The sequence below is a fragment of the Microcoleus sp. N9_A1 genome (assembly GCF_036701795.1).
Lineage (GTDB): Bacteria > Cyanobacteriota > Cyanobacteriia > Cyanobacteriales > Microcoleaceae > Microcoleus.
In genome coordinates this window covers 28,148-46,217 of the sequence record NZ_JAUBRI010000038.1, presented here as the reverse complement: position 1 = coordinate 46,217, position 18,070 = coordinate 28,148, and the positions used below count along the sequence as shown (strand labels likewise).

At 46.1% G+C, this 18,070-nt stretch carries 8 protein-coding genes; 3 read left to right on the top strand and 5 right to left on the bottom strand.

What is annotated here, in order from left to right:
• Positions 1 to 244 precede the first annotated feature (244 nt).
• From QUA58_RS18155 to QUA58_RS18145, 3 genes are all read left to right on the top strand, one after another.
• A complete protein-coding gene (locus QUA58_RS18155; protein ID WP_333395160.1) occupies positions 245 to 3,457 on the top strand; it encodes a PAS domain-containing protein in 3,213 nt (1,070 codons plus the stop codon).
• 223 nt (positions 3,458 to 3,680) lie between these two features.
• Positions 3,681 to 5,795: a bifunctional arginine dihydrolase/ornithine cyclodeaminase gene (argZ, locus tag QUA58_RS18150; protein WP_333395159.1), complete on the top strand. Its 2,115-nt coding sequence runs from the start codon at positions 3,681 to 3,683 to the stop codon at positions 5,793 to 5,795.
• A 144-nt stretch (positions 5,796 to 5,939) separates the two neighbouring features.
• On the top strand, positions 5,940 to 6,455 hold the full coding sequence (locus QUA58_RS18145) for a DUF29 family protein (protein WP_333395158.1): 516 nt from the start codon (positions 5,940 to 5,942) through the stop codon (positions 6,453 to 6,455).
• Positions 6,456 to 6,542: 87 nt separating this feature from the next.
• On the opposite strand, the gene QUA58_RS18140 is transcribed toward QUA58_RS18145, so the two are convergent.
• From QUA58_RS18140 to QUA58_RS18120, 5 genes are all read right to left on the bottom strand, one after another.
• Positions 6,543 to 7,715: a hypothetical protein gene (locus QUA58_RS18140; RefSeq protein ID WP_333395157.1), complete on the bottom strand. Its 1,173-nt coding sequence runs from the start codon at positions 7,713 to 7,715 to the stop codon at positions 6,543 to 6,545.
• Entirely contained in the window at positions 7,705 to 11,214 is a 3,510-nt protein-coding gene (locus QUA58_RS18135) for a sacsin N-terminal ATP-binding-like domain-containing protein (RefSeq protein WP_333395156.1), read from the bottom strand. Before QUA58_RS18135 ends, QUA58_RS18140 begins: the two co-directional genes overlap by 11 nt.
• 349 nt (positions 11,215 to 11,563) lie before the next feature.
• Positions 11,564 to 12,736: a citrate synthase gene (locus QUA58_RS18130; protein WP_333252081.1), complete on the bottom strand. Its 1,173-nt coding sequence runs from the start codon at positions 12,734 to 12,736 to the stop codon at positions 11,564 to 11,566.
• 235 nt (positions 12,737 to 12,971) lie between these two features.
• A complete protein-coding gene (gene sixA / locus QUA58_RS18125) occupies positions 12,972 to 13,466 on the bottom strand; it encodes a phosphohistidine phosphatase SixA (RefSeq protein WP_333252080.1) in 495 nt (164 codons plus the stop codon).
• Positions 13,467 to 13,559: 93 nt separating this feature from the next.
• A complete protein-coding gene (locus QUA58_RS18120) occupies positions 13,560 to 17,204 on the bottom strand; it encodes a diguanylate cyclase domain-containing protein (RefSeq protein WP_333395155.1) in 3,645 nt (1,214 codons plus the stop codon).
• Positions 17,205 to 18,070 lie beyond the last annotated feature (866 nt).

Below are 18,070 nucleotides of genomic sequence, written 5' to 3'. Positions count from 1 at the left end.
TTTAATCAAGATTGCTTGCTTAGCCTGTGATTTGAGGCATCTAGGCTGTCTTCTTACTCGGCTCCGATAATTTGAGCCACCAACATTTTCAAATGAGCATTATTTTTGATATAATCACAGATAATTTAGGAGTGTGCTATAGAGCCAATAGTTGTGCTGGTTTATCTGAGAGTGTTAGCTACAAGCCGTTAATGACTTTAAAAATATTCCCACATATACAACTTGAATAGTTTGAGGGTCTGCTGTGAATACAACTGACAATAAAAATCCAATACTAGAAACACTTAGAATTCAAAACACTGTCTTACAAGAAAATATTTTAATGGTAGACGACCATCCAGAAAGCTTGCGGCTTTTATCCCAGCTTTTGTCTAAGCGGGGATATAAAGTGCGGCCGACACGAGATGGCAAATTGGCTCTTAACTTTGCTCTGTCGAGTCCACCAGACTTGATTTTGCTGGACATCATGATGCCCGGTATGGATGGCTATCAAGTCTGCGAACAGCTAAAAGCTTGTCCGCAAACCAAAGATATTCCTGTGATTTTTATCAGCTCTTTAGATGAAGTTTTTGATAAAGTCAAAGCTTTTTCGCTGGGGGCGGCAGACTACATTACTAAACCATTTCAAACAGAAGAAGTGGTGAGTCGCGTCGAAAATCAACTGCTTCTGAGCCGTCTTTATAAACAAATTTTAGCACAAAATGCGCGGCTGCAAGCAGAAATAGAAGAACGCAAGCGGATCGAAGCCGAACTCCGAGACAGCCAATGCTGGCTGTCGGCAGTAATTAAAACACATCCTAATCTTTTGTACGTTTCCGATTTAATTGAACAGCGAACTCTGTATATCAACCGCGAAATCTATAGCGATATTGGCTATTCTTTTGAAGAAATCCAGCAGATGGCAGGAGGATTTCTTCCTAACTTAATACACCCTGACGATTTGCCAGGATTCTCAGAACACCTGAGCAAGATTGAGGCAGCAAAAGACGGTGAAAGCTTTGAGTTTGAGTACCGAATTCAGCACAAAAATGGTGAATATCGCTGGTTTGTTAGCGTGGATACAGTGTTTGCCAGAACAGCCGACGACAAACCTTGGAAAATTTTGGGAACGGCTACTGAAATTAGCGATCGCAAACAAGCCGAACTCGAACTTAAAACAGCTTTAGCTGCTTTGGAACGGCAAATCAAACAAAGATTTCTGATAGAAACAATTACTCTCGAAATTCGATACAGCTTAAATCAAGATCAAGTTTTTCAAACAGCGACTGCCCAAATAGGTCGAATTTTTAATGCTGATTGCTGCTTAATTCATACTTACACCGAACACCCAATTCCCCGAATTTCTAATGTTGGTGAGTACAGAAAAACAGCTTCTACATCGCTTTTAGATTTAGAAATTCCCATACAGGGCAATCCTCACATTCAGTTTGTATTTTCCCAAGACCAAGCTGTAGTTTTTGACGATGTTTTTTCCGAACCGCTGCTAGAAAATGTCCGAGATTTGTGCTTTCAAATAGGTTTGAAGTCGATGATATCTATCCGCACTTCCTATCAGGGAAAAGCCAACGGAATGATATGCTTGCATCAGTACGATCGCCCCCGCCACTGGACGCAGGAGGAGAGCCGATTATTGAACGCTGTGGCGGCACATATGGGAATTGCGATCGCTCAAGCCAATCTTCTCGAACAAGATAAACAACAGCGACTTAAACTTCAACACAGCGAAGCTAGTCTAGCAGCAGCCCAGAAAATTGCCCATATCGGCAGTTGGGAATTTGATGTCGTCACAAATAAAAGTATTTGGTCAGAAGAAGTATTCGGCATTTTTGGTCTTGACTCAACCGCACCTGAACCGACATCTGCCCAACTTTTACAGATGTGTCATCCCGACGACAGAGACTTGTTCCAACAAACTGTCACCCTCGCTATCTCACAAGGAATTTCCTACAAAAAAGAGTTCCGATTTTTGCATCCGGGGGGTCAAATCCTATACGTGGAAGCAAGGGGAGAAGCTGTTTTTAACGAAACCGGGGCAGTAATCAAACTGTTGGGAACAGTGATGGATATTAGCGATCGCAAACAAGCCGAAGCAGCTTTACAAATTAGCGAAGAACGTTTTTATCTGGCATTTGAAGGCAGTGCGATGGGATTGTGGGATTGGAATCTTGCGACGGGAGAAGTTTATTTTAATTCGCGGTGGAAGACAATGCTGGGATATGAAGTAGAGGAGGTAGAAAATAGTTTCCCAGGGTGGGAAAAACTGGTACATCCAGAGGATTTGCGTCCGGCTATAGCAGCGCTAAATGCTCACCTGGAAGGCAAAGAGCCGACTTACGAAAACGAATTTCGGATGCTGACAAAATCCGGCGAGTGGAAGTGGATTTTAGCTCAAGCGAAGGTGATGGAACGCGATGCTTCGGGAAATCCTTTGCGGATGACTGGCACGCATATTGATATTAGCGATCGCAAACAAGCCGAAGCAGCTTTGCAATTTAGCGAACAGCGAGAACGAGAAAAAGCACAACAGTTAGAAAAAACTCTGGAAGACTTAAAAAAGGCTCAATCTCAGCTCATTCAAGCGGAAAAAATGTCAAGTATCGGGCAAATGGTAGCGGGAGTAGCCCACGAAATTAATAACCCCATCAGCTTCATCTACGGCAATATTATTCCCGCCGCACAGTACGCTCGCGATTTGGTAAAATTGATCGATCTCTACCAGCAACACTATTCCGAACCAGTTCCCGAAATTGCCCAAGAACTGGCAGAAGTCGAGGTAGATTTTATCGCTGAAGATTTCCCAAAAATTATGGCTTCAATGCAAGAAGGTGCTAACCGAATTAAGCAGATCGTGCTGTCTTTGCGAAACTTTTCTAGACTCGACGAAAAGGAGTGCAAAGTAATCGACATTCATGAAGGGATAGAGAGCACTTTGGTGATTTTGCAGCACCGATTGCAGTCACAGCCAAAACGTCGGGAAATTCAAGTTATTAAAAATTATGGCGAACTGCCAAAAGTCGAGTGTTATCCGGCTCAATTAAACCAGGTATTTATGAATTTGCTGGTGAATGCGATCGACGCTGTGGAAGAGTCATTAGTCATCACTCATTCGTCATTAGCAAACAATATATCAACAGTTACAAATGATGCTGGAAAAATGTTTGAGAAAAATCCTCAGATTCGCATTAGCACTGAAATAAATAGGGACAATCAAGTTGTTGTGCGGATTGCTGACAATGGGCCCGGTATCCTTCCCGAAGTTCAGTCAAGGATGTTTGACCCGTTTTTTACTACAAAGCCGATCGGCAGTGGCACTGGTTTGGGGTTGTCGATTAGTTACCAAATTGTTAAAGACACCCACGGCGGTAAGTTGCGGTGTAATTCAGAGGTTGGGCGGGGAACAGAATTTGCGATCGAACTGCCGATTTCGCAAAAAGTGAAAAGTAAAACCTTTTATTAAGGTTAATTGACGGCAAATAATATCAAACCCTGACATTTGATCCGATATTTCATTGGAACCATCTGTGGTCTAGTTTAATCTTATCTTAATCGTGATAGAATTAAAAGCTACTTTTTTCGCTGCTAGACGTTTCACTCTTTCTCTTGGGAATGAATTTTACAGTTGATTTCATACATATTATCTCAACTCGCGTCTGTAGCATCTACTACATTTTAACTGACTTATGACTGACTCAATACGCTTCCTGATGTGCGCTCCCGACCACTACGATGTCGATTATGTAATTAACCCTTGGATGGAGGGAAACGTCCACAAATCATCGCGCGAGCGAGCCGTCGAACAGTGGGAAAAACTCTACCACGTCCTCAAAGACAACGCCGTTGTAGACCTCGTACCGCCCGAAAAAGGCTGGCCGGATATGGTGTTCACCGCCAACGCAGGCTTGCTTTTAGGCAATACTTTCGTCCTCAGTCGTTTCTATCACAAAGAACGCCAAGGCGAAGAACCCTATTTCAAAGCATGGTTTGAAAGCAAAGGTTTCACCGTGCACGAACTCCCGAAGGACTTGCCGTTTGAGGGTGCAGGTGATGCTTTGCTCGATCGCGAAGGACGCTGGCTGTGGGCTGGATACGGCTTCCGTTCCGAACTCGACTCGCACCCATTACTAGCAAACTGGCTGAACATAGAAGTGCTGTCGCTGCGTTTAGTAGACGAACGTTTCTATCACTTAGATACCTGTTTTTGTCCGCTCACAGGTGGCTATTTGCTCTACTATCCAGCAGCATTTGACTCCTACTCAAACCGCCTAATTGAAATGCGAGTTGCGCCGGAAAAACGCATCGCCATTGAAGAAGCAGATGCCGCAAATTTTGCCTGCAATGCTGTCAATATTGACAAAGTTGTGGTAATGAACAAGGTCAGCGAAGACTTGAAAACGCGCATCACTCAAGCGGGTTTCAAAGTCATTGAAACGCCGATGAGCGAATTTTTGAAAGCGGGCGGTGCTTGTAAGTGTTTGACGCTGCGGGTGAATGAACCTGTGCAAGAAGATCGATCGGCAAACGTGATGGTAGAAAGCCGCACAATCCGCATGGCAGGCCACTTGCTAGATGCGGGTTTAATCAGTCGCGCTTTAGACTTAATTATCGAAAACGGCGGCAGTTTCCAAGTGCTGAATTTCAATTTAGGAGAGCAGCGCCAAAGCACATCATCTGCGGATGTTAAAGTTTCGGCACCTTCCCACGATGTGATGGAAGAAATCATGGGATTGCTGATTGATTTGGGTGCAGTTCCACCACCGGAAGATATTTGCGACGCTATTTTAGAAGATGTTGTGCAGGATGGCGTCGGCCCGGATGACTTTTATGTTAGTACAATTTATCCCACGGAAGTGCGGGTAAACGGTCAGTGGGTGAAGGCGCGAAATCAGCGGATGGACGGTGCAGTTGCGATTACTGAAACCGCAGAAGGCCCGGTGGCTACGTGCAAATTATTGCGCGATTTGAAAATAGGTGAAAAAGTCGTTGTGGATGTTGTCGGTATTCGCACGATTCGCAAAACAGAATCGCGAGAACAGCGTAATGCTCAAGAATTCAGCTTTATGTCTGGTAGCGTTTCTAGTGAGCGCCGGGTAGAGTTGGTAGTGGAACAAGTAGCGTGGGAATTGCGCCAAATTCGCGATCGCGGAGGCAAAGTTGTAGTTACGGCGGGGCCTGTTGTCATCCACACGGGCGGTGGCGAACATTTAGCGCATTTGATTCGCGAAGGTTATGTACAAGCATTGTTGGGTGGAAATGCGATCGCAGTTCACGACATGGAACAATCGAGCATGGGAACTTCTTTGGGAGTTGACATGAAACGCGGCGTTGCTGTACGCGGCGGACACCGACACCACTTGAAAATGATTAACACGACGCGGCGTTATGGAAGTATTGCTAAAGTCGTTGAAGCAGGCGTGATTACCAGCGGTGTGATGTACGAATGCGTGAAGCACAATATACCGTTTTCGCTAGCAGGTTCGATCCGCGATGATGGGCCACTTCCTGACACGCAAATGGATATGGTTAAGGCTCAAGAAGAGTATACTGAGCTGTTACGGGGCGCGGATATGGTGTTAATGCTGTCGTCTATGCTGCACTCGATCGGTGTGGGAAATATGACTCCGGCTGGTGTAAAGATGGTCTGTGTGGACATTAATCCGGCTGTGGTGACTAAATTGAGCGATCGGGGGTCGATCGAATCTACGGGAGTTGTCACCGATGTGGGATTGTTCCTGAGTTTGTTGGTAAATCAATTGGATAAGTTGACTAGCCGCCATCATGTAACTCAATCTGTGTAGATTCGGCGGTTGAAACAATGTAGACTCGGCGGTTGAAACCGCGTCTACACAAACGCTGTAGACTCGGCGGACTCAAGAATAGAGCGCGTAGGGTGCGCCGCAGCGCACCTTACGAAATTCCTACAAATGTTGAGAGGAAAATCAATGGTACAGGAATTAATAGACCTGAGAAATTGTATTTTAGAGGGCAGAAATGAAGATGCTATCTTGATTGTCGATGAATTAGAGGGCATGAGCAAACAAGCAACTCTGCGGAATATCGGTTCTTTTTTACTAATTCTGCTAATCCACTTAATTAAAAACCAAGTAGAGCAGCGTTTAACTAATTCTTGGGCTGCTTCTATTGCTAATTCTGTCCGAGGTATTAAAAAGCTAAATCTCAAAGATAATAAAACATCTTACTATATCAATGCCGATGAGTGGGAGCTTTTCATAGAAGATGAACTAGAAGCCGCAATTCGTGAGGCTAGTAGGGAAGTGTTGGAAGGAAGGTTAAGCCGTGTTCAACTTGCTAAGAGGGTGGACAGAGAGCAAATGGTTGCGATCGCAAATCAGCTACTATCCCTGACATACACTTATGCTAGAGGAGAATTCGAGGATGCGATCGACGAATATTTATCGCAGTTACCTGGGGGTGAAGATTGGAATGTAGAGAGTTAAAAAACATTACGAGATCGTCGGTAATCTCGCCCGTAGGGTGCGCATTGCGCACCTTCCTGAGCAGATAATAATGCTGATTATTTTCGCTCAAAATGCGCCCCAATAAATTGAACTATCACCCTTTTTATCGCCGCTGGAACTTGCAGGGGATTTGATTTCTGAATTAGCTGCGGCGACGGGAGACAAATCGCTCGGTAAAGACCTAATCCGCAACTCGTTTAGCAAACCATTAATATTGTGCGGCTCAGCATCCAGAATGCTAGCTAGCGGCAGCAGATTTTGCACTGCATATTCGCCGAGTTGAGCGTTAATACTTTCTGCTAAATAGCATAGCATAATGTATCTGCTACCGCTACTGATAATATGAAATATTTTATTAAACTCGTCAAAATATTGAGTTCCCGGTATAGATGAAGCAATTTTGGTTTCACCCTTCCAAAATAAATCTACATGAATTTGACTGGCTGGCGAAACTTTAGCTTTGGCCATCCAGCTTGTATCGAGGATTGGTTCAGAGTCGTACTGGTGGAAAATCAGCCGCTTTAAACCAGAGATAAATTCCGGGGAATTTAGCGTATTTTGCCATTCTAGACACCAATCATTACTTTGAGTATTTAGGGCATTTTTGACTGCCACAGGACGTTCAATCACATCTTTTAATAAAGAAAGACTTCCGGCGGATTTGGCAAATTTTGGGGAGATTTGCTGGTGCAGTATCCGATTGGGGTCGATGTAATCTTTGCGCCAAGGTGCGTCGGGGATGAGAACTTGACAGGCGGGAGCAAGTGTGATATTAGCAGTAAGAATCGGTGGGTTTTTAACTGGGCGGCCTTCTAATGACTGTTGAGATTCTAGGCGGCTGATTACCTCGATTGCATAGTTTTTGTCTGCTGCGTTTAACGGTGTGTTGCTGTACTCGGCTGCTAATTCTTCCAGAAAATCTAGGTAATCTTGCACAACGGGCGATCGCCCTTGCCCCAAAAGCTGATAGACTTCGGAAAATGGATGAGAAACAGCTATAGTTGTGCGACGATTCCCGAAAAAAGGCACGTCATCCAAAAAAGCGTGTTTCGGCTGCCAAAACTTGCTGCTAGACTCATCCCACAGACATTGACGGCGAGCAAAACGCTGTTGAATTTGCTGGCGTTGTTCGCTGGAAATACTGCCTTTGATGAAAGTCTCATCGAGATATTTGTAAATTGCCTTGACTGATTGTAATTGTGCGTTTAAATCGTCGGATATTGTGATTTCAATTGTCATTTTCCCAAGTTTTTATTAATGTATCAAAGTGGTCAATAACTGTATTTCTATCTACAGGCATAAAACCAAGTGCTGTTTTGATTTCGGGTTTCAGCAAATCCCGCTGAGGGCGTGCAAATACGAATTTTTGGCTTGCAACTAACCGAACATCTTGAATAAAACAGACATCTTTAGCGCGATACAATCTCGGTTCAGGTATCGCAGCAGCGGGATATTGGCTTAACTTTTGAGGATTTTGCTCGACAGGAAGCCAAGGTTTATCTGCGAGTGTTTCAGCCAGTGTTTTGTTGGTGTTTCCAATTGATGTATATTTTAGGGAATCCCAATTATCGACGATGTAGTTAAAAACCGCAATCGAAGCATCGGTTACTGCGCCGGCACTTGAACGATTAGCGGTTTGAATTAGATTGTCAACACAAGCTGCAATGTCATCTGCACTCAATGTTTTTCGCATACCCAAATTCTCAAAAAAGTCGATCCACAGTGAATAATTGTCAGAGTAAAATCCCATGTCGGGAATAGCTGCTAAATTTCCGACAATGTTGCGGATTACTGGACTTTCGGGATTGTAAATTAATTCGGCAGAGCGTAATCTGCGATCGCTACAGCGTACCAAACGCGCCTTTTTCAGCTCTTCTTTGAATGAAAAAGCATCCTCTCCTGCCTTTTCTAGTTCTTTATAAGCTTCAGTGAGATGCTCTCGAATCCACGCCAGCGCGATTAACTGTTCTTCCGGGGCAAAGGACGCATACTCAGGCAACAAGCATTCGCGAATTAGTCTAGCACGATTGAGTACCGGAACTTGCAAAAGTTGGAACAGTCGCAGCCATTCTTGGTTTTTTTCTGTCCGTAACAGCCTCAATGTACCTGCAATTTCCGGCGGTTCGTATCCGCCGCCAGGAAGGTAGACATTTTCATCGTTGAGGGAAACTATTTCGTGGGAAGTTGTGGGGTATATTGGAAGTTGACGCAGTTTGTTGAGGCTATCTTGGTCGTAACTTGTTGGTTCTGAAGCTGCCAGGAAGTTGAGGAGAGATGTATAATGCTTTTGGTGGTAGGGTGGCAAACCTTCCTCGCACCGCGAAGATACTGTGTCTAGGACATCTGGGCCTGTCAGAAAATAGACTAACAGATTTTGGTGTCGTTGGGCAAATTGGGCGATCGCACTTTCAAGTTTTGCCGGTGCTTGGACAAGCGTCACCCCAAAATACTGTACAGCCTCGATGATTTCCGCTGCAATATTATCACTGCACAACAAAGGAGTGTCAAGTTTTCCTCCTTTGTAAAGCTTACCGTCATTTCCCGGAACCAGCGGAACTTTCTTCAATTCCTCGACTGTTTCTTGCGACAAATATCTGGGCGAGATATTGAAAAAATAATTGTATACGAGAGTCAACCAGTCTGTATTTGGTGGATTTACTGCATCAGCTTGCCAATCACATTCTGACTGCGTTGAATTAATGACATGAACCAATTTCCTCGCTACTTCGGTGGCATTCATCTCTGACACGCCAATCATGTTATGTGGAGGCACTACATTGGTTAAATCTTGATGCAAAAACCATTCTAGATGATTGGCAAATATCTGTCTTGCTGTATCATCTGAAATGTAAATAGTGCCTATCGGGTTGTAACCAAATACTTGTAAAGTATTATTCGCGAGAATAGCCAACGGCAAACCGCGCAAATCTCGATGATTGTCGCTGATGCAATAGCGCAGCATATTTGCAATCCACTGTCTATTTTGCAGGCTGGGTTTCGGTGCATCTTGCAACGGCACACCTAGCTGTTTGTTTTCAGTTAAGTGCTGGCGCACATTAGCCGGAGTGAATGTTGGCAACGGCAAACCTGCATCTTTAAAAGCTGCCAAAATTGAGTCGGGCAATGGCGGTTCGGGAATGTCGATATTGTCGGCACGCAGTGGTTCTAATAATTCGTCCCACGACTTTTTCGAGGGTAGATTTTTGACTCTCGGAGGTGTCACCCATCTTGTTTGTGACATCACTGATCCGCTGAATTGACGTTCAGTTACAGCGTGTTCTACAGCCGATCGCACAACTGGTCTCTGATACAATAACTGTATGACACAGCGGTGCAGTTCTTCGAGAGCTTTGCTGACAGTAATTTTGCCAACCGGCCAAAATTTGTAAAATCCCTCTGGCTGATACCTGCCGATATCTTGCACTAAATCAACAATTAAGTTAACATAAGCGTGGGACAAAACGTGCTGCGCGAGTAGTTGGTTCCAAATAGCTCTCGGTCTGTCTTTTCCAGTTTGTCCGCTGTCGCTGCTGAGGTTATCCCGCGAACTATTTAAGTTAAAAAAACCGTTGATGTGAACTGGTAGCCCAGTTTCCAGGGGAAGCGGTAAAAAACAGTAAACTTTGCCGCTAACAGGTTGAGAATTTCCCTCGGTGCTCACAGCATTAATTCTCGCAGCAGCGCCCGCCCAAGGTAATACTTTTTCTTGGCTTTCGTACATTGCTTGTATGACTTTTGCCAACTCGCCACCTTCGTCTGTGCGAATTAAACTGACTGTTCTCCAAGTTGATTTGCTATTGCGATGTTGGCTAATTGTTTCTATCTCATGGCGGTAAGAAACGGAGACTAAACCGGCGGGATTATTGCGGCACAATTCCAGCAATTTGTCTGGTGTATCGGGAATGGCATCGAGGAGTTGTTGCCGCGATTCTCGTACTTCTTGCTGGTTCTGGGTGACAATTGCGAGAATTTCTTGCCTAGTTTCTTGACTGTTGGCGGGGATTTCATAAACTCGAATTTCCTGAACTGATTTCAAAAACAGCAGCAATTCTTCACCTGAATTAATCAGTTCGTCTAGCAGTTCCTTGACGTTGGATTCGGTAAATGCTTGTTTGCGAATTTCGCTATTCTCCGCGTGTTCTGAGGTTCTTAAAGGCAAGCGAAACAAAGTGCCTTGAAAATTTGTATCTCCTAATGGCAATCCTCCCGCTGCGTAGACTTGCATAAAATCGGGATATTTTTCGTACCATTTAGCGTCGGCTAAATTCCACTCGCGTCCGGGTTCTTGTCGGGAAGTGCCGGGGATAGCTGCGCCGTGGGGATCAAAAAAGATGATGCGATCGCGCGAAACGAAGCTGGGATAATCTGTAACGTGATATATTGCATTAAACCCGACACCAAATCTACCAGTTTTCTGCAAGTCTCGCGCTTTCTCACTTTGTCCCAGGCTGCGGATGCTGTCAAAGTCTTTATCTGTAAATACGCGATCGTTGTAGACTAGCATCGCAGGCCCCATGAGCTGTATCATGCGATCGTCAGGCAATTGTTTGACCGGATGGTGGCGCCAATCCAGAGTAATTTCTACCCGCGTTGCTTTAGCGTCATCCGCATTTTGGATCAACTCCTTGATAATGCCAACGCCTTCGGGATAATCTCGGATAATCCCTCTCAAGCGGGCGATTAAGGGTTCGGATTGGTAGAAAGACTTGCCATCAAGTTCGTTGTTGCTGTAAGCCATAGATGTTCTGACGACTAAAAGCGGGAGGAATTTAAATGCGATCGCGCATCTTCACTTTCTACCTAATACTATACAAGCCAAGCGTAAATACAAGTAGGGTGCGCGCGCAGCAACCTACCAAAAGATATTCGTAATATTCCAATAAAAAACCCCAGACTCGCAAGTCTGAGGCCCGGAGTTCCTGAAAATCGTCACTTCTGACTATTGTCGCCAACGAACAGCACAACATACAAGAGGGGCGCAACCCAGCACCGCAGCTTGTGGCAGACAAAAATTGCTTCCTGACTCGCAACGCCAAAGCAATTTTTAATTCAACACTTCACGAAAGCCAAACAATTCCTCTCGTTATTTACATATCTGGGTTGATAATTGTGCTATAGGATGGGTGCCTGTCCTCGATCGCAATATAAGGAGCACCGTGAGTCCCCGTATATATTTGAGTCGGGCGGTAAATGCGGTTTGCCTCTAGCTGTTCCTTCCAGTGGGCCAACCAGCCAGCAACACGGGCGATCGCAAAAACCGGCGTAAACAAGTCGATCGGAATTCCCATTTTTCGGTAAACCAGACCCGAATAGAAATCTACATTTGCGTAAATTCCTTTATGACTCATTTTTTCCTCAACCACTGCTTCCAACTCGACAGCAATGTCGTAATAATCGTCGTGACCGAAGTTCTCAAACAACTGTTCCGCTAACCTCTGAAGAATAGTTGCTCTCGGATCTTTCACCTTGTAAACTCGGTGACCGAAACCCATGATTTTTTCCTTGTTTGCAACGCACTTCTCGACAAAAGGCCGCACATTTTCTACCGAACCAATTTGCTCCAACATATCAATCACTTCTTCATTAGCTCCCCCGTGCAGCGGCCCCGCCAAAGTGCCAACTGCTGAAGCAATTACCCCGTAAGGGTCTGTCAGCGTCGAAGCTGTTACCATTGCCGAAAATGTAGAGGCATTAATTGTATGTTCAGCGTGGAGAGTCAGACAAGTGTCAAAAATTCTAGCTAACAGCGGATCGGGCTCTTGCTCGTTGAGCATATAAAGAAAGTTAGCCGAGTAGTCCAAGTCATCCCTCGGTCGCACCGGGTCATTTCCCCGTCGCATTTGCTGGAACGCTGCTACCATTGTGGGAATCTTAGCTAGCAGCCGCACTACAGCTTCTCTAATGTATGCTGGGTTAGCCAGAGCTCTGCGGGAGTAGAACAAGCCCAGGGCGGCCGCTGAAGCTTGCAGGGCGTCCATGGGATGTCCTCTTTCAGGAAAGCATTTCATCATGTCCCGGATGCGATATTTGATCCGGCGGTGATAGCGAATTTCATGCTCGAAAGCTACTAGTTCTTCCTGAGTCGGAAGTACCCCCCAGATTAATAAATATGAAGTTTCGAGAAAGGAACTTTTCAGTGCCAGTTCCTCGATGCTAATCCCGCGATATTCCAGCAACCCTTTTTGTCCATCGACGTAGCTAATGCTGGACAAGGTGGCGGGAACACCTTCTAAACCTGGTTTGAATTCGCCGACGACCATTGCGATACCGTTTTGTGTGAGTTCAATCTACTAAAAGTACATTACCAGAAACGAAGATAGTGTCACAGTCTTGACAAATAATCATTTAATTGGGGTTCAGAAACCGGGTTTTTCAACAGACAGCCCGATCGCACCGCTGCGTATTGTCCCCCCCCTCAAATCCGGTTTCGCCGTCCCAGAATGCCGGTTTAAGAGGGCTGGCGCGTCCTGTTAATGTCGGGGCGGTTCGCTGTTTCTAGGGGAGCAAAAACTTGGGCGCAGTTAGCCAAAACATTTGGCTGCGGCCCACTGGGGAGCCGGTTTCCGGGAGGATTAAGCCGATGATACCTGCTTTTTTGAGAATCAGGGCATCTTGCGATCGAGCCCAAAGCAAAGTTTCTGCCCAGTGGCCTAAGTCTGGTTGATGGCCCACCAGGGCCAAGCTGCGGCTACCTATTTCCTGCCACTGTTTGTACCACTCCAGCCAGTTCCCGATGTCTCCTGAAGGTGCAAGGGTGGCGGATTCTTCTATTTGGGAACTCAGACCCGCTGACCGCAGGATTTGGGCGGTTTGCTGCGCCCGCAGTAGGGGACTGGTGAGAATCAGGTCAAACTGAATTTCGAGTTCGTACAGCCGTTGAGCAATTTTCCTGGTTTTACGATCGCCCTCTTTAGTCAGCGGGCGTTCTGAGTCTGTATCATATTCTTCGGGCTCGGCTGCAATACCGTGGCGGATCAGATATAAATGCACTGTGGCAGTCCTTTTTAGAGCTGTGCGATGGCTACGCCCCGGCTTACGCCTACGAACTTATGCGTGAAGTTTGGCGCGCTCGACATCTTTTGCCTATTCTACAACTGCATTGAAATCTGGCGCCGTCATCGGGTTGGCGCTTTTGTAGCGATCGCGCCCTTGTCGTTTCGCATCATATAATTCTCGATCGGCGAGGGCAACGAGTTCATCCGGTGATCTTTCCGCAGTGGGAATCACAGTTGCAATTCCCATGCTAACGGTCACGATCACGCTCACATCAGATTGCTCGTGAGGGATTGCCAAATCTCGGATTGCCTCTCGGATCGACTCAGCAACCGCGATCGCCCCTGCAGCATCCGTACTCGGCAGGATAGCAGCAAATTCTTCGCCCCCATAGCGCACAAACAAATCGGCGGAACGTTTAACCGAGGCTGCTGCGGCTTTCGCGACTTTCACCAAACAAGTATCCCCAGCTTGATGTCCGTAGAAATCGTTATATCGCTTGAAATAATCTACATCCAACATAATCAACGACAACTGTTGTTTGCCCTGCATCAGCCTGTGCCATTCCAACTGCAACCGCTCATCAAAACAGCGGCGGTTTGCTATTTGTGTTAACCCATCTGTCGTAGCAATTAATCTTTCTTTTTCCGCCCGGTGTCTGAGCATCTCCTCGGCTTGCTTGCGTTCTGTAATATCAGCAAAAGTCGCCACAACTGCATAGGGTTGAGACTGATTGAGATGGAACAGCGGTTGAGAATTAATCGAAATCCAAGTCAGGGTTCCATCCGGTTTGTGAACGCCCATCACCACATTCGATCGCGCTTCTCCCGTGCGCAGGGTGATCGTTGCCGGATGCTGTTGGCCGGGGAACGGTTTGCCATCCTCCCGAACGATTCGCCAGTCTAAATCTACGGATGTGCGCCCCATCATTTGCTCGGGGGTGAGCCCGAGAATTCTTTCGGCACTTGCATTACAGGCAGTAATTTGTCCATTTGCTAGCTGGAGTACGACACCTTCTGTCATGCTAGTAATCACAGAACGGTACCGTTCCTCGCTTTCCTGCAATTGACTCAGGAGAAAGTTTTTAGCATCAAACTCTGAAGCCAGATGCAGGCTACCCGCCAAAAACCCCGCCATCAGTTGTAAGGTATGAATATCTGACTCTGTAAAGGCACAGGGTGTAGCTGAAACAACTTTTAAGACGCCAACCCGATCGTCCTGATAGAACAAGGGAACAACCACCAGTGACCGGATACCAATGCGCTGACAGGCAGACTGATCCACCCGTGCATCGGTTTGTGAATCATCGCAAAGCATGATTTGGCCGGTCGCAATACATTTTCCCGATAAACTTGTCCCTACTTTGATCCGTAATCCAACATAGGCGCTGGCGATACCGCTGGCTGCCCGATACACCAACTCATCCCCTTCCAGCATTTCAATCACGGCCCCATCGGCACCGAGCGATTTTTGAGTTCGATCGATAATCACCGCCATCACTGCATCCAGGTTAGGATTACGAAGGGCGATTTCCTGTTGGGTAGCAATCACTATACCCAGACGCTCGAACTCTTTTTTTAACGCTGCTTCTGCTTGTTTGCGAGCAGTGATATCCTTCATAAAGCAGTGATGCCCGATCGATCGCTCCTGCCAGTCGTAGGCTGCCAACATCACCAATTGCTTGTAAAAAATCGAACCATCTTTTCGGATACCACGGGCCTCAACCTCGACTCGGCCGCCGGCTAGCATTTTTTGATAAGCCGCCCTCATCATGTCACAGTCGTCGGGATGAACTGTTGTCTGCCAATTCATACCAACCATTTCTTCAGATTGATAACCTGCTATATTCGCGTAGGCTTGATTAACGGTGATATACCGTCCGAAAATATCCAGTCGCGAGATGCCTTCGACGGCATTAGCAAGGGCTATACTCATTTCTCTGAGTTCTGTTTCGGCCTGGACAAGATCCGTAATGTCTTGGGATGTACCAAACAACCGAATGACTTGTCCCTCTGCATTGAGTTCGGCCTGTCCTCTGGCTTCGGTATGGCGCATAGAACCATTCGGGTGCAGGACTCTGAGCCGCAATAGATAAGGCTCTCCGCGAGTGAGCGTTCGTTGAACTACCAGGTGTAGCTGTTTGGCACTTTCGGGATGGTAAAGCCGCAGGTTTTCTTCATAGGTAGGTTCGCCCAGTGCCCGGTCGCGTCCCAAAATCTCAAATAGTTCGGGAGACCAGGTAATTTTACCCGTAATCGCGTCCCATTCCCAGTTACCGATGTGGGCAACCCGCTGGGCTTCTGACAACCTAATTTGACTCTTTTGCAGCGCTGTTTCTGTCTGCTGGCGGTCGGTAATGTCCTTTTCGTTCACGAGCAACATCGGGTTGCCTGTTACCGGGTCGTTGGTACACCGCACGTCCATCCCATGCCAGCGAATTCCCGCCAGAGTAATCACTTGAGCCTCCGTGCTAAATACCTCACCGGACTGAAGAACTGCCATTGCTCGCTCTGCTACCTCAGAGTCAACAAAGTGACTCACAAAAGCATTATCGGTCGCAGAGCCAGGGTGCAGCGCCTCCCCGTAACACCCCAAGGCCGCCGGGTTTTGCAGCAGCGGCACACCTTCGAGGGTGTACAGCGAAACCATCAGCGTGGTGTGTCGGATTGCCTCGATCGATCGCAGGGTCTCCGGTTCGATTTGAGGAGCGGTTTCGACCTTACCCTCGACCAGGATTGCCAAACGCCCGCTATCAATCCTGATGCCAGAGCACCGACAGCCTACAGAAACAGGCTCACCGGCCGGATAAAACGTCCACTGCTCGGACAAGGTTTGGCCTTGCTCAAACTGCTGCCGATAGCTCTGCAAGCGAATCCGAGTAGACTCTGAGAACATATCCCTAAAGTTGTGGCTCGCGAGTTGCTGGCGCGTGGAAGCATCCCACAGGTACAAGGATGCTTGGTTTGCCCACCGCATTTGCCAATCCTCAATATCAAATATCCAGATCGGGTTTTGCAACAAGTCAAAGGCTTTGAGGTGGAAAATATCCCCGCTCAGGGAACAGGCAAACTCTGGTTGTAGACAATTTTGATGATGATTGACTCTGGGCGCGCTTTCTGTATTGGGATCAGTTTGATTCGGTTCTGTTTCGAGTTCCGGCGGTTGATTTGACCCCAGCACAGGGCGGTGAGATTCCAAGTGCTGCATCCTCAACCCGATGTGCATTGCAACCTGTTGCAGGATTTGAACGTCGAGAGGTTCCCACTGACGCGCACTTCGGCAGTGATGAGCAATCAACAGTCCCCAAAGCTTCGGAGATTGCTGCTGTTGGCCATCTAGCAAGATTGGCGCAACTAAATTTGCCTGAACTTGGATTCGCGAGAGCAATTCGACATCACAAGCTTGAAGATCACCAGCGTGAATATCAGAAATGGCACTCGTTTGTCCCTGGCTGTAACGATCTACCCAGGTTGCTTCCAGGCAAGGGTCATGAATCAGTTGTCCCTGGATTGGCAGCCACTGATCACCAACAGATTCAGCAAATACTACCCTATCTCTATGCGGTAGGAAGCGATAAATAATTACGCGATCAGTTTGCAGCAGCACCCTGGTTTCTTGTAGCGCACATTGCAAAATTGTCTCCAGAGCCACGAACTCGTTGATTTTAAGTGCAATTTCTGAAACTTTTTCTATGCTTTTCTCTAACGACCAAGAGAAAGTCTGTTTTGTAGACATCTCCGTGTTCCTTGTTTTTTTAAGCTATTTTCTACTATTCTAACCGGCCACTAATAAATATAATATTTTTTTTGAACTCGTAGTAATCGCTGCCTGGGCTTAGAAAAAAACTAATATTTATGTGACGAACCCAACTTTTTTTGACTGTTACAATTACTTTTTTTATGTCATTTAGTCAAGGGTTTAGGTTGTTGGGTATCTATTTTGATTCTTCTCAAGCGTTTTTTACTAATTATTATCGAAAATATCCTGCACTAACTATAACAAATTGTGATTGATTTAGCGAGAAAATAAGAAAATATCAAAAAATCAACCCTGTATAATTGTTAAAACTTAAGAATTATTGTGGATTTAGTAAACTAGATAAAACTAAATTTGCCCTGCAACCTAGTTTTTTTGAGCAAAATACTTCGTTAATCCCTTGAAAATACTTAAAATACCCGGTTTTTTTGGTGTATATTTTGGGGAAATCGGGATAAAATTGATTAGTGTTAGTCCTGGAGCAGTCAACCGGGTTTTTCAACCTTCTTACTTCGTTAAAAGTGACATCTTGCAGGATTTTCAATAAACTTTTTAGGGGCGGATTCTCCTGCCCAACCCCTACTCCCCACAAGAAAATGCAGTTGTTTTGGAACAGGCCGGAAAGCCTGTTCATGGCAGAGGTGGACTGGGCGGGATTTCCAACCCTCAATAAGAGTTAAAAAAACCAGGTTGATGAGAGTTGAAGTGCGGGCAGGACTGATTACTAAGTTGAGAGTTAGCCCGGAATGAGAAAAAAATATGGCAAAACCTGGTAGCAACGGGAGGTATAACCCAGCGGCATTCCCAGGCTGTTGCTGGAATCAAAACCGCACCTAAAAACTCCA